Source organism: Burkholderia sp. MR1-5-21 (assembly GCF_053427715.1).
The window spans coordinates 341,513-354,258 of record NZ_JBSAXD010000004.1 but is presented as its reverse complement, the minus strand read 5'-3'; the positions used below and the strand labels follow the sequence as shown (position 1 = coordinate 354,258).

Below are 12,746 nucleotides of genomic sequence, written 5' to 3'. Positions count from 1 at the left end.
GGAGTCACCGAGTGAAAAAAGTTCTTGCGGCAGTGACGGTTGCCCTGCTTGCCGTGTCGGCCGGCAGCGCGTACGCGAAAGACTGGTCGACCGTGCGTTTCGGCGTCGACGCAAGCTACCCGCCTTTCGAATCGAAAGGCACGGACGGCAAGGTCATGGGCTTCGACGTCGATCTCGGCAACGAGATCTGCGCGCGCCTGAAGGCGAAGTGCGTATGGATCGAGAATGACTTCGACGGGATGATCCCGGCGCTGAAGGCCCGCAAGTTCGACGGCGTGCTGTCGTCGATGTCGATGACCCCGGCGCGCGAGGAGCAGATCGCGTTCTCGACGAAGCTGTTCAACACGCCGACGCGCCTCGTCGCGAAGAAGGGCTCGGGCCTGATGCCGACCGACGCGGGCGTGAAGGGCAAGCGCATCGGCGTCGAGCAGGGCACGATCCAGGAGACCTACGCGAAGGCTCACTGGGCACCGGCCGGCGCGACCGTCGTGCCGTACCAGAACCAGGACCAGGTCTACGCCGACCTGATCGCGGGCCGCCTCGACGGCGCGCTGCAGGACGCGGTGCAGGCCGACATCGGCTTCCTGAAGACGCCGCGCGGCGCGGGCTTCCAGTTCGTCGGCGGCGACATCGACGATCCGAAGACGCTCGGCAACGGCGCGGGCATCGGCCTGCGCAAGGAAGACACCGACCTGAAGGCAAAGATCGACAAGGCGATCGGCGACATGCGCAAGGACGGCACGTACGACAAGATCGCGAAGAAGTACTTCGATTTCGACGTCTACGGCAAGTAAGCGCGCGGTCTCCGCGCATGCAGACGGGCTCCGCGAGGAGCCCGTTTTTTTATGCGCGCGCGCAACGAAACGCGCGGCGCGCATCGGCGCACGCGGGTCCTTTCATCGGCGCACGCTGATTTTTTCCGCGTTAACCGAATGATTCGAAACGGAAAAACCCGTGTTCCGGCGCCGGTTTGATGGGTTCGTGAAAGGCAACGTACAATCGATCTCTCCCGCACACCGGATCATTCGCGGCTGCGCCGCACACTTCTCATCATGCAAACGCAGACCCATCCGCTGATTTCCCCCGCCGTCGGCACCGAACGCCAGATCACGAGCTTCCACTACGGCCCGCGCGGCGGCAAGAAGGTCTACATCCAGTCGTCGCTGCACGCCGACGAGCTGCCCGGCATGCTGGTCGCCGCACTGCTGCGCCGCAAGATCGCGGCGCTCGAAGCCGCCGGCAAGCTGCGCGGCGAAGTCGTCATCGTGCCCGTGCCGAACCCGATCGGGCTGTCGCAGCACGTGTTCGGCGATCACCTCGGCCGCTTCGAGCTCGGCTCGATGCAGAACTTCAACCGCAATTTCTACGATCTCGCCGCGCTCGTGCTGCCGCGCGTCGAAGCCCGCCTGACGCACGACGCCGAGCGCAACGTGTCGATCGTGCGCGCGGCGATGCGCGAAGCGCTCGACGAGCAGAAGCCGCGCACCGAGCTCGAATCGCAGCGCCTCGCGCTGCAGAAGCTGTCGTTCGACGCCGATATCGTGCTCGACCTGCATTGCGACAACGATGCGGTAATGCACCTGTACACGAACCCCGACCTGTGGGACGACGTCGAACCGCTCGCGCGCTACCTCGATTCGCAGGCGTCGCTGCTCGCGCTGAACTCGGTCGGCAATCCGTTCGACGAGATCCACAGCTTCTGCTGGTCGGATCTGCGCGACCGCTTCGGCGACCGTTTCCCGATTCCGAACGGCGCGATCTCGGTCACCGTCGAGCTGCGTAGCGAACGTGACGTGTCGTACGAGTTCGCGGAAAAGGATTCGCAGGCGATCGTCGAGTACCTGACCGAACGCGGCGTGATCGACGGCACGCCCGCGCCGCTGCCGCCGCTCGCCTATCCGGCGACGCCGCTCGCGGGCACCGATCCGCTCGTCGCGCCGGTGTCGGGCGTGATCGTGTTCCGCACGCCGGTCGGCGTGTGGATCGAGGCCGGCCAGGATGTGGTCGATATCGTCGATCCGCTGACCGATCGTGTCGTCACGCTGAAGAGCAGCGTGTCCGGCATGCTGTATGCGCGGCAGGTCGTGCGCTTCGCGACGGCCGGCATGGAAGTCGCGCGCATCGCCGGCGCGACACCGTTCCGTTCCGGGTCGCTGCTGTCGGCCTGAGCGGCCAGCCGATCCGCGCCTGCCGGGCGGCTTGACCGTTCCCGGCGGGCTGGCCGGCTTGGAAACGACATCGCCCGCTTGCGCGGGCGATGTCGTTTTCACCTGGCGACGTGGCGGGGCGCGCGCGCCCCGCCACCCATCCGCATTCAGAACGCCGGCACGATCGCACCGCCGAACTTCGCGTTGATGAACTGGCGCACGTCGTCCGACTCGTAGGCCGCGACGAGCTTCTTCACCCACGGCTTGTCCCGGTCCTGCGCGCGCACCGCGATCAGGTTCGCGTACGGGCCTTTCAGGTCCTCGATCGCGATCGCGTCCTTCACCGGCGTGAGCCCCGCCTTCACCGCGTAGTCGGTGTTGATCGACGCGGCGTCGACATCAGGCAGCGCGCGCGGCAGTTGCGCGGCATCCAGCTCGACAAGCTTGATCTTCTTCGGATTCTCGGCAACGTCGAGCGGCGTCGCATTCACGCCGTTCGTGCCGGCGCCCGGCTTCAACTTGATCACGCCATACTTCTGCAGCAGCAGCAGTGCACGGTTGCCGTTCGACGGGTCGTTCTGAATACCGACCTTCGCGCCGACCGGCAGGTCCTTCAGCGACTTGAGCTTTTTCGAATAGAAGCCCATCGGCGACGTGTAGGTCAGGCCGACGTTGACGATCCGGTAGCCGCGCTGCTTGATCTGGCTGTCGAGGAACGGCTGGTGCTGGAAGCCGTTCGCGTCGAGATCGCCCGCGTCGAGCGCGGCGTTCGGCTGCACGTAGTCGTTGAATTCGATGACCTTGATCGCGAGGCCGTCGCGCGCGGCGACCTTCGTCACCTCGGACCAGATCTGCGCGTCCGGGCCGCTCATCGTGCCGATTTTCAGGGTTTGCGATTCAGCGTACGCGCCCGGCGCCGCGAATATCAGGGCCGCGCCAAGCGCAGCAAAGCCAGTCAACCAGATCGAGCGTCGCATGGGGTGTCCTCTGTCCCGTGTCGTTGTGAGAGCGTGCATCGTCGCATGGGGTCGGACCGGTACCAACCAAGCGAATTTCATGTGCATATTCCCGAGCCGGATCAAACGACAGCCGAAATCGATATAACCGCGGCGAGTGCAACCGAGCATCATTTGGTGTCGCATCGACGCCACACTTCAGCAATATGACAAGAGCTGTCACATTCAATACGTGACGCGCCGATAAAGTTGCCGCCGGTCCACAAGAGCGCCGCCAGAGCGCCGGAACCGCAACTGGACACGCCATTTACTCGCTCGGAGAATCCTTTGAACAAGAAACTGTTGACCGCCGCGATCCTCGCAGCAACGGCTAGCGCGGCACACGCACAAAGCAGCGTCACGCTGTACGGCATCATCGATGCAGGTATCAGCTACGTGAACCACAGCAAGACCGCCAACGGCGGCAGCGGCAAGATGTTCAAGTACGACGACGGCGTTGCCCAGGGCAGCCGTTGGGGCCTGAAGGGCACCGAAGACCTCGGTGGCGGCCTGAAGGCGATCTTCGTGCTCGAAAACGGCTTCAACAGCGGCAACGGCACGCTCGGCCAGGGTGGCGCGATGTTCGGCCGCCAGGCATACGTCGGCCTGAGCACCGCCCAGTACGGCACGGTCACGCTCGGCCGCCAGTACTCGTTCTCGACCGACATCCTCGGCTCGAACTACTCGACGGGCGGCAACACGGTCGCGGGTAACTACGCGTACCACGTGAACGACATCGACCAGCTCACGTCGAGCCGCATCAACAACGCAGTGAAGTTCCAGAGCGCGAACTACGCCGGCTTCACGTTCGGCGCGTTGTACGGCTTCTCGAACTCGACCGACTTCGCAGGCGCACCGGGCTCGGGCGCCACGAACACCGGCGGTTCGTCGCGTGCATACAGCTTCGGCCTGAACTACGCGAACGGCCCGCTGTCGGTGGGCGCCGCGTACACGGACATCCGCTTCCCGAGCCAGTCGACGCCGGCGTTCTCGACGTCGATCGCGAACATCAGCACGGGCAACGTCCGCGACCTGCGCACGTATGGCGTCGGCGGCCGCTACATCTGGGGCCCGGCAACGGCATGGCTGCTGTGGACGCGCACGCAATTCTCGACGGTCTCGGGCGCAAACGGCACGTTCTACAACGCGTATGAAGCCGGCCTGAAGTACGCGCTCACGCCGGCACTGTCGGCTGCAGCGGGCTACACGTACACGAACGCGACGCAAACCGGCGCGTCGGCTCACTGGAACCAGGGCGACCTCGCGCTCGACTACGCGCTCAGCAAGCGTACGGACGTGTACGGCCTCGTGATCTACCAGAAGGCGTCGGGCAACAACGTGCAAGCGCAGATCGGCTCGAGCACGAGCTACTTCAACACGTCGGGCAACGGTTCGTCGAACCAGATCGCCGCACGTGTCGGTATCCGTCACAAGTTCTAAAGCGTTCGCTTAACACGCGGATCACCACGGCAAAAAGCGCCCCGCTTCCATGCGGGGCGCTTTTTTATGCGCTTTTAAGTTTCGCTTAATTCTGGGCTGAGAGGATGCACTCACCCCCCCTGTTGGCCGCCTGAGCATCGGCGGCTTTTTTTTTAGAGCGGTGGCGCAGCCGCCGTTCAACCCAAGGACAGGACCGGAAGCCATGATGATCGAAGATACCGTTTTCAGCCATCTGCACACGCTTCTGACGCGCCAGCATTCGTTGCCCGTCCAGAGTTGCCGTGTGTCAGTCGAAATGCAGCGCCCGTGGGGACGTCCCTACCGGCTCGTCGAATGGACGATGCATCTCGACGCGCCCGCGCGGCGCCAGGTCGTGCCGGCCGACGCGACCGACGAGGAAATCGCGGAAGTCGTCGCATCGCACGTGCCGGGACGCCTGTACGGCGACGGCCGTCTGCAGTTCTGACACCCCGCCCTTTCGCGGCCGGTCAGGCCCGCAACGCCCGCGTGCGGTACTCGGTCTCGTTTGACGCGCCCACGAAGTCTGTTACGCTGCGCGTTTTCGTCCATGCAACACACGATGGAAAACGCTTTCAACGAACGAGGCGTGACGGTCACGCGCAACGGCCTGTCGGCCGCCGGCCAAGTCTTCGCACTGCGTGACATTCGCCGCGTCGACGTCGTCACGATCCGGAAGAACAAGCTCGTCCCCTCGCTGATCTCGCTGGTCGGCGCCATCGCGGCCGCTGCGGGCGGCGTGGCCGGATCGAGCGCCGCGCTCGTCGTCGGCGTGATGCTGGTGGTGGTCGGCTATCTCTCGTGGGCAACGCAGGACGTCACGTACCGGCTCATCGTCGACATGCCCGACGGCAAGCGCGAAGCGCTGTCGAGTATCGACGCGGAATTCGTCGAGCGGGTCGCGCAGGTCGTGCGCGATGCGCAGGCAGGCGCCGCGGCCGCCTGAGTTTCGCGTTTCAATTCCCTCTCCCTGTTGTCCTGCCGTGTCCTGTGCGGGCGATGCGTCGCCCGCCGGGCGCATGCGGTCGCGTAGCGGGGCTTCTCCGCTTCTCCATTTTCCCGCCACGTCACATCGTCAGCGATCCCGACATTCATGCGGCAACCGCCTAGTATGGAAAGACCGGCGCCCGGCGCCGCATCGATCGAAGAGGTGTGCATGAACGTCCAATCGCTGTCCGGCATGCTCCGCGCGCAAGAATTGCTGCTCGTCTCGATGATCCGCGCGCTTTCCCCCGACGCACGCCGCGCGCTCGGCGAAATCTATGCGGAGCAGATCGCGTTCGCGGAAGACGCCAGTATCGAAGTCCGCGGCGAGCGCGACATGCACGAAGCGTTCATTGCGCACGCGCGCAATCTGCTGATCCGTCTCGAATCGCTGTCGTAGCGCAGCGGGTGCGGGGCCGAAAGCAGCCTGCTTCCGTCGGGCTCGTGGTACGCCCGCCGAGGTCGCGAACCTGTCCACAGGCGGTCGCGGCGTTTGTGCTTGGAATATCAGGCTTGGCACCAGGCGACCGCCCGCCGCAGGCCCCGCCTGACACGCGCCGTCATGCCCCCTTGCCCGCACACACGCGTTGTCGAGCTTGTATTGCGAATAGTTCTCATTTACACTTCGGCAACTTGTCATATTCCTTTCAATCAGCCGTCCGCCGCGCACCGCGTGCGGACGCGCCAGCCAGGTGAACGCGTCACCCAGCCAGCCTTCGGGCCTGTTTCATCACTGGGAGACCACCTGTGCATTGCTATTCGCTGGCGCGGCGGCCGATGTGTGCTGCGCTGTTCGGCGCCTTCGGCGCCACCGTCACCCCGGTTTTTGCCGATTCGCCGCAGCACCATGCGGCCACATCAGCGGCCATTTCAGCGGCCTCGTCGCCCGCCGTCATCGCCGCTGCGTCGACGCGCGGCGCCTCCGCGCTGCTCGACCCCGTCACCGTCACGGCCACCCGTACCGAGACGACGGCGAGCCGCACGGCCGCGTCCGTCTCCGTGATCACCGACGAGGATCTCGAGGAACAGCAGGCGGTGAACATCAAGGATGCGCTGCGCTACGAGCCGGGCGTCACGGTGCGCCGCACTGCGTACCGGCCGGGCACCGCCGCGCTCGGCGGCGGCCGCGACGGCGATTCGAGCATCAACATCCGCGGCCTCGAAGGCAACCGCGTGCTGCTGATGGAAGACGGTATCCGCCTGCCGAACGCGTTCTCGTTCGGGCCGCTCGAGGCGGGCCGCGGCGATTACGCAGACCTCGACACGCTGAAGCGCATCGAGATCCTGCGCGGCCCGGCATCGGCGCTCTACGGCAGCGACGGCCTCACCGGCGCGGTGAACTTCATCACGAAAGATCCGCAGGACCTGCTGTCGATCTACCGCAAGCCCTACTACTTCTCGTTCCGGCCGAGCTACGACTCCGCCGACCGCAGCGTCGGCGCGACCGTATCGGCCGCGGCCGGCAACGATCGCGTGCAGGGGATGATCATCGCCGACGGCCGGCGCGGCCACGAGGTCGACACGCACGGCAGCAACAACACGGCGAGCACGCTGCGCACGACCGCGAATCCTCAGGATGTCTATTCGGAATCGCTGCTCGGCAAGCTCGTCCTGAAGCCGACGTCGCGCGACACGATCAAGTTCACGGCGGAAACCGTGCAGCGTCGCATCGGCACGAACGTGCTGTCGGCGATCAACCCGCCCGCGACGCTCGGCCTCACGACGAGCGACCGCCTCGAGCGCAACCGCTTCAGCGTCGACTACGACTTCCGTGACGATGCGTTCCGCTGGCTGCAAAATGCACACGCTCAGTTCTACTACCAGGACGCGACGCAGGACCAGTACGCGTTCGAGACGCGCGGCACGCAGCGCTCGCGGTCGCGCGACAACCGTTACGAGGAGCGCACGTTCGGCGGCTCCGCGTTCGCGGAAAGCGGGTTCGCGACGGGCCCGTTTGCGCACAAGCTGCTGTATGGCGTCGACGGCAGCCTGTCGCGCATCACCAATTACCGCGACGGCACGGTGCCCGGTGTCGGCGAGGCGTTCCCGAACAAGGCGTTCCCCGACACCGACTACACGCTGCTCGGCGCGTTCGTGCAGGACCAGCTCGGCTACGGACGGCTGCTCGTCACACCGGGGCTGCGCTTCGACGCATACCGGCTGAGCCCGACCGGGAACGATCCGCTGTTCACCGGCAAAGCCGTGTCGACGAGCGCGCGCGAACTGTCGCCGCGCGTCGCGGTGCTGTACGAAGTGACGCCCGCGCTGATCCCGTACGTGCAGTACGCGCACGGCTTCCGCACGCCGACACCCGACCAGGTCAACAGCAGCTTCTCGAATCCGGTCTACGGCTATACGTCGATCGGCAACCCCGACCTGAAGCCCGAGACGAGCGACACGTTCGAAGCGGGCCTGCGCGGCAAGGCGGGCACCGGCTACGGCGTGGTGCGCTACGGCGCCGCCGCGTTCACGGGCCGCTACCGCAATTTCATCTCGCGCAGCACGATCGCCGGCAGCGGCCGGCCGAACGATCCGTTCGTGTTCCAGTACGTGAACTTCGCCGACGCGCGCATCCACGGCCTCGAAGGCCGTGCGGAATGGATCATGCCGAACGGCATCACGCTGAAGACCGCGCTGGCCTTCACGAAGGGCTCGACGCAGAACAACGGCGCGGCCAGCCAGCCGCTCGACACGATCAATCCGTTCACCGCGGTATTTGGCGTGCGCTACGAACCCGGCGAGCGCTGGTTCGTGCAGACCGACCTGCTGTTCCAGGCCGCGAAGCGCGACAAGGACATCGCCGCGGACGCATGCTCGGAGAAGAAAAAACCGTGCTTCGCACCACCGTCGTCGTTCGTCGTCGACGTGCGCGGCGGCTACCGCTTCAACAAGCATGTGAGTGCAACGATCGGCATCCGCGACCTGTTCGATCGCAAGTACTGGAACTGGTCGGATGTGCGCGGCATCACGTCCGATTCGCAAGTGCTCGACGCATACACGGCGTCTGGCCGCACCGTCGCCGTCAGCATGAAGGTGGATTTCTGATGCGCGCCGCCCGCGTTCCCAACCCATCCGTCACATGAAGGAGTCCGACATGATGCAATCCGCCCTTCCCGGCCAGCCGGCCACGCCGCTTCGCTCGGCCGCCGCGCTGCGCGACGCGTTCGTCAAGCTGAAGGCCGAGTGCCAGCTCCGCAACCGCGACGCCGCGCAGGCGCTCGGCGTCAGCGAAGGCGAAGCGCTCGCCGCGTTCGTCGGCGAGCACGTCGTCCGGCTCGACGCGCGCTTCCCGGCGATGTTCGAGGAAATGCCGCGCCTCGGGCGCGTGATGGCGCTCACGCGCAACGAAACGGCCGTCCACGAGAAGGATGGCGCGTATGCGCAGATGAGCCACGACGGCCCGGTCGGTCTCGCGCTCGGCGATATCGACCTGCGCATCTTCTACCGCCACTGGGCGTCCGCGTTCGCGGTTCGCGACGAGACCGCGCACGGCACGCTGAAGAGCCTGCAGTTCTTCGATGCGCATGGCGATGCGATCCACAAGATCTATCTGCGCGCGCACAGCGATCACGCGGCGTACGACGCGTTCGTCGAACGCTGGCGCGCGCCATCGCAGGAACCGGGGCTCGCGGTCACGCCGATCGCACCGAAAGCGCCCGAGCGCGCCGACACCGATATCGACGTCGCCGGCTTCCATGTGGCGTGGGACGCGATGACGGATACCCACCAGTTCTTCGGGATCACGCAGCGTTTCGGCGTGAGCCGGATGCAGGCGCTGCGGCTTGCCGAGCCGCGGTATGCGTACCCGGTCGATACCCGCGCGCTGCGGCATGTGCTCGAACAGGCGGCACGCAGCGCGCAGCCGATCATGGTGTTCGTCGGCAACGCGGGGATGATCCAGATCCACACGGGGCCGGTCGAGAACGTGCGCGATGTCGGCGCGTGGATCAACGTGCTCGATGCCGGCTTCAACCTGCACGTGCGCGAGGACATGATCGCCGCCGCCTGGGTCGTGAAGAAGCCGACGAGCGATGGCATCGTCACGTCGCTCGAACTGTTCGACCGGCACGGCGAGCACGTCGCGCTGCTGTTCGGCGAACGCAAGCCCGGCCAGCCCGAGCGCGACGACTGGCGCGCGCTCGTCGCCGGCCTGCCGTCGGCGGCGCGCGGAGACGCACGGTGAGCGGCGGGCCGTCCAACCGCCATCGCCGGATCTGGCTCGCGAGCGCGGCGGCCGGCGCGCTCGCAGTCACGCTGCCGGGCCGCTCGCGCGCGCAGACGCAGGCGTTGCGCGTCGTCGTGATCGGCGGCGCGCTCGCGGAAACCGCGTACGCGCTCGGCGGTGCCGACACCCGCAGGTTTCAGCTCGTCGGGGCCGATACGACGTGCACGTATCCGGACGCCGCGCGCCGCCTGCCGAAGGTCGGCTATCAGCGTGCGCTGTCGGCCGAGGGCCTGTTGTCGCTGCGCCCGGACCTCGTGCTCGCATCCGCCGAGGCCGGTCCGCCCGCCGTACTCGCGCAGGTGAAGCGCGCGGGCGTCACGGTGACGACGTTCGACGAACGCCACGACGTCGAATCGGTGCGCGCGAAGATCGCCGGCATCGCGCAGGCACTCGACGTGCGCGACGCCAGCACCGCGCTGCTGCAGCGCTTCGACCGCGACTGGCAGGCCGCGCGCGACACGGTGGCTGCACGGCCGCCCGGCGGCGCACCGGCGCCACGCGTGCTGTTCGTGCTCAACCACACGGGCAACCAGGCGCTCGCGGCCGGCCAGCGCACCGCCGCCGACGCGATGATCCGCTACGCGGGCGGGCGCAACGCAATGCAGGGCTTCGATCACTACAAGCCGCTGACGACCGAGGCACTCGCCGCGGCCGCGCCCGACGTCGTGCTGATTTCCGACGAAGGGCTCGCGGCGGTCGGTGGACGCGCGGCGCTGCTGGCCGCGCCCGGCTTCGCCGCGACGCCGGCCGGCCGCGCGCAGCGCGTCGTGTCGCTCGACGCGCTGCTGCTGCTCGGCTTCGGCCCGCGCCTGCCGCTCGCCGTCACGACGCTGTACCGGCGCCTGTCGGCAAGCGTCGCCTGATACCGGATCGCACCGATGTCCGTTCATGCCTCCTCCTTCTCCACCGCGCCACGCACGACATCGTGCGGCGCGGCGCGCCTGCGTGCGTCGCGCCGGTTCGCGCCGCTTGCGCTGGCCGTGCTCGCCGTCATGGTCGTCGCGGCTGCCGTCGCCGCGCTGTGCGTCGGCGCGTACCGCCTTTCGCCCGCCGAACTCTGCGCCGCACTGACCGGCGACGCCGCCGCGCAGCACGCACGCGCGGTCCTGTTCGATATCCGCGCGCCGCGCGTCGCGCTTGCGCTGCTGGTCGGCGGCGGATTCGGTGCGGCCGGCGCCGCGATGCAGGCGCTGTTCCGCAATCCGCTCGCCGATCCGGGGCTCGTCGGCGTATCGAGCGGCGCGGCGCTCGGCGCGACGACGATGATCGTGCTCGGCCCCGTGCTGTTCTCCGCGCAAGCCGGCGCGTTGCCAGTCGCCGCGCTGCCGGTCGCCGCGTTCTCGGGCGCGCTCGCGGTCGCCGCGCTCGTCTACCGCCTCGCCGCGTCACGCGGCCGGCTCGCGCTGCCGCTGCTGCTGCTCGCGGGGATCGCGATCAACGCGCTCGTCGGCGCGGCGATCGGGCTGCTCACGTTCGTTGCGGACGACGCGCAGTTGCGCTCGCTGACGTTCTGGAGCCTCGGCAGCCTCGGCGGCGCGCAGTGGCCGGCGCTCGCGGCGGTCACGCCATGCGTCGCAGTCGGCTGCGCGCTGCTCGCGCGCGAACGCGACGCGCTGAATGCGCTGCAGCTCGGCGAGACCGAGGCGCTGCACCTCGGTGTGCCCGTGCAGCGCCTGAAGCGCCGCGTGCTCGTCGCGGTTGCGCTTGCCGTCGGCGCGCTCGTGTCGTGCGCCGGCATGATCGGCTTCATCGGGCTCGTCGCGCCGCACTGCATCCGCCTCGCGTGCGGCCCCGACCAGCGGATCATGCTGCCCGGCGCCGCGTTGCTCGGCGCGCTGCTGACGCTCGCCGCCGATCTCGCGGCGCGCACCGTCGCCGCGCCGGCGGAGATTCCGCTCGGCGTGCTGACCGCGCTGCTCGGCGCACCTTTCTTCCTGGCGCTGCTGTGGAAAAGCCGTGGCGCGCTGCGGGGATGAACATGCCGGATCGATCCGATCAACGCCACTGACGATTGCCTTGTCATCGCTCGCACCGCCGACCAACGACGCGCTGCCCGACGCGGCGTAACGCCCGCGCCGCTTTCCGCGCCAGCCACGCCTTCACGACCATGCTGATCGCCCACCACCTCGAAGTCGCGCGACGCCGCGCCGTCATCCTTCGCGACCTGTCGCTGTCGATCGAACCCGGCTGCGTCACCGCGCTGCTCGGTCGCAACGGCGCGGGCAAGAGCACACTGCTGAAGACTTTCGCCGGTGAGCTGACGGGCAGCGGTGCGCCGAACGGCGTACGCGTGTCCGGGCGCGTGACGCTGAACGGCGAATCGCTCGCGCGCATCGACGCGGCACGGCTTGCATGCCTGCGCGCCGTGCTGCCGCAGGCCGCACAGCCGGCGTTTCCGTTCAGCGTCGACGAGATCGTGCTGCTCGGCCGCTATCCGCATGCGCGCCGCAGCGGTGCGGCGTCGCGCCGGGATCGCGACATCGCGTGGCGCGCGCTCGAACGCGCGGACGCGGACACGCTGGTCGGCCGCGACGTCACGACGCTGTCGGGCGGCGAACTCGCGCGCGTGCAGTTCGCGCGCGTGCTTGCGCAGCTGTGGCCCGACGACGGCCATGACACGGCACAGCCCCGCTATCTGCTGCTCGACGAACCGACCGCCGCGCTCGATCTCGCGCACCAGCACCGGCTGCTCGACACCGTGCGCACCGTGGCGCGCGAATGGCGGCTCGGCGTGCTTGCGATCGTCCATGACCCGAACCTCGCCGCGCGGCATGCGGACCGCATCGCGATGCTCGCCGACGGCACGATCGTCGCGCACGGCGCACCGCGCGACGTGATGACACCCGCGCATATCGCGCGCTGCTACGGATTTCCGGTAAGGATGGTCGAGACCGGCGACGGCTCGCCGCCAGTGATGGTGCCTGCATGAGGGCCCAT

At 67.7% G+C, this 12,746-nt stretch carries 12 protein-coding genes; 11 read left to right on the top strand and 1 reads right to left on the bottom strand.

Going from position 1 to position 12,746, the window contains the following annotated elements; genetic code table 11:
- The first annotated feature begins 11 nt into the window (after positions 1 to 11).
- Positions 12 to 794 (top strand): ABC transporter substrate-binding protein, encoded by a 783-nt coding sequence (locus ACV229_RS08195; protein WP_448082608.1) that lies wholly within the window; start codon positions 12 to 14, stop codon positions 792 to 794.
- 258 nt (positions 795 to 1,052) lie between these two features.
- Positions 1,053 to 2,168: a succinylglutamate desuccinylase/aspartoacylase family protein gene (locus ACV229_RS08190; RefSeq protein ID WP_448082607.1), complete on the top strand. Its 1,116-nt coding sequence runs from the start codon at positions 1,053 to 1,055 to the stop codon at positions 2,166 to 2,168.
- Positions 2,169 to 2,314: 146 nt separating this feature from the next.
- Here the strand turns inward: ACV229_RS08190 and ACV229_RS08185 are convergent, their stop codons facing one another.
- Positions 2,315 to 3,124 (bottom strand): MetQ/NlpA family ABC transporter substrate-binding protein, encoded by an 810-nt coding sequence (locus ACV229_RS08185; protein ID WP_448082606.1) that lies wholly within the window; start codon positions 3,122 to 3,124, stop codon positions 2,315 to 2,317.
- 306 nt (positions 3,125 to 3,430) lie between these two features.
- Between ACV229_RS08185 and ACV229_RS08180 the strand changes: the two genes are divergently transcribed.
- The 9 genes from ACV229_RS08180 to ACV229_RS08140 all read left to right on the top strand — a co-directional run bounded on the left by ACV229_RS08180 (position 3,431) and on the right by ACV229_RS08140 (position 12,738).
- The gene (locus ACV229_RS08180) at positions 3,431 to 4,582 is read left to right on the top strand and encodes a porin (RefSeq protein ID WP_448082605.1); all 1,152 of its coding nucleotides are present in this window, start codon (positions 3,431 to 3,433) and stop codon (positions 4,580 to 4,582) included.
- 205 nt (positions 4,583 to 4,787) lie between these two features.
- A complete protein-coding gene (locus tag ACV229_RS08175; protein ID WP_448082699.1) occupies positions 4,788 to 5,048 on the top strand; it encodes a DUF2866 domain-containing protein in 261 nt (86 codons plus the stop codon).
- 114 nt (positions 5,049 to 5,162) lie between these two features.
- Positions 5,163 to 5,546, top strand: coding sequence for a DUF6232 family protein (locus ACV229_RS08170; protein ID WP_448082604.1), 384 nt, complete (start codon positions 5,163 to 5,165; stop codon positions 5,544 to 5,546).
- A gap of 210 nt (positions 5,547 to 5,756) precedes the next feature.
- The gene (locus ACV229_RS08165; protein ID WP_448082603.1) at positions 5,757 to 5,984 is read left to right on the top strand and encodes a hypothetical protein; all 228 of its coding nucleotides are present in this window, start codon (positions 5,757 to 5,759) and stop codon (positions 5,982 to 5,984) included.
- Positions 5,985 to 6,331: 347 nt separating this feature from the next.
- Positions 6,332 to 8,629 carry a TonB-dependent hemoglobin/transferrin/lactoferrin family receptor gene (locus ACV229_RS08160; protein WP_448082602.1) on the top strand — a complete coding sequence of 766 codons (2,298 nt, stop codon included), beginning with the start codon at positions 6,332 to 6,334 and terminating at the stop codon, positions 8,627 to 8,629.
- Between the two features lie 49 nt (positions 8,630 to 8,678).
- Complete coding sequence (locus ACV229_RS08155) at positions 8,679 to 9,767, top strand: hemin-degrading factor (RefSeq protein WP_448082601.1); 1,089 nt, start codon at positions 8,679 to 8,681, stop codon at positions 9,765 to 9,767.
- Positions 9,764 to 10,672 carry a heme/hemin ABC transporter substrate-binding protein gene (locus ACV229_RS08150; RefSeq protein ID WP_448082600.1) on the top strand — a complete coding sequence of 303 codons (909 nt, stop codon included), beginning with the start codon at positions 9,764 to 9,766 and terminating at the stop codon, positions 10,670 to 10,672. Before ACV229_RS08155 ends, ACV229_RS08150 begins: the two co-directional genes overlap by 4 nt.
- Positions 10,673 to 10,687: 15 nt before the next feature.
- A complete protein-coding gene (locus ACV229_RS08145) occupies positions 10,688 to 11,785 on the top strand; it encodes a FecCD family ABC transporter permease (protein ID WP_448082599.1) in 1,098 nt (365 codons plus the stop codon).
- Positions 11,786 to 11,916: 131 nt separating this feature from the next.
- Positions 11,917 to 12,738: a heme ABC transporter ATP-binding protein gene (locus ACV229_RS08140; protein ID WP_448082598.1), complete on the top strand. Its 822-nt coding sequence runs from the start codon at positions 11,917 to 11,919 to the stop codon at positions 12,736 to 12,738.
- Positions 12,739 to 12,746: the final 8 nt, after the last annotated feature.

Excerpts from the sequence above, each read along its gene's own strand:
- ACV229_RS08145 (WP_448082599.1), top strand. The coding sequence starts at position 10,688 with ATGTCCGTTCATGCCTCCTCCTTCTCCACCGCGCCACGCACGACATCG.
- ACV229_RS08175 (WP_448082699.1), top strand. The coding sequence starts at position 4,788 with ATGATCGAAGATACCGTTTTCAGCCATCTGCACACGCTTCTGACGCGC.
- ACV229_RS08155 (WP_448082601.1), top strand. The coding sequence starts at position 8,679 with ATGATGCAATCCGCCCTTCCCGGCCAGCCGGCCACGCCGCTTCGCTCG.
- ACV229_RS08165 (WP_448082603.1), top strand. The coding sequence starts at position 5,757 with ATGAACGTCCAATCGCTGTCCGGCATGCTCCGCGCGCAAGAATTGCTG.
- ACV229_RS08185 (WP_448082606.1), bottom strand. The coding sequence starts at position 3,124 with ATGCGACGCTCGATCTGGTTGACTGGCTTTGCTGCGCTTGGCGCGGCC.
- ACV229_RS08170 (WP_448082604.1), top strand. The coding sequence starts at position 5,163 with ATGGAAAACGCTTTCAACGAACGAGGCGTGACGGTCACGCGCAACGGC.
- ACV229_RS08140 (WP_448082598.1), top strand. The coding sequence starts at position 11,917 with ATGCTGATCGCCCACCACCTCGAAGTCGCGCGACGCCGCGCCGTCATC.
- ACV229_RS08190 (WP_448082607.1), top strand. The coding sequence starts at position 1,053 with ATGCAAACGCAGACCCATCCGCTGATTTCCCCCGCCGTCGGCACCGAA.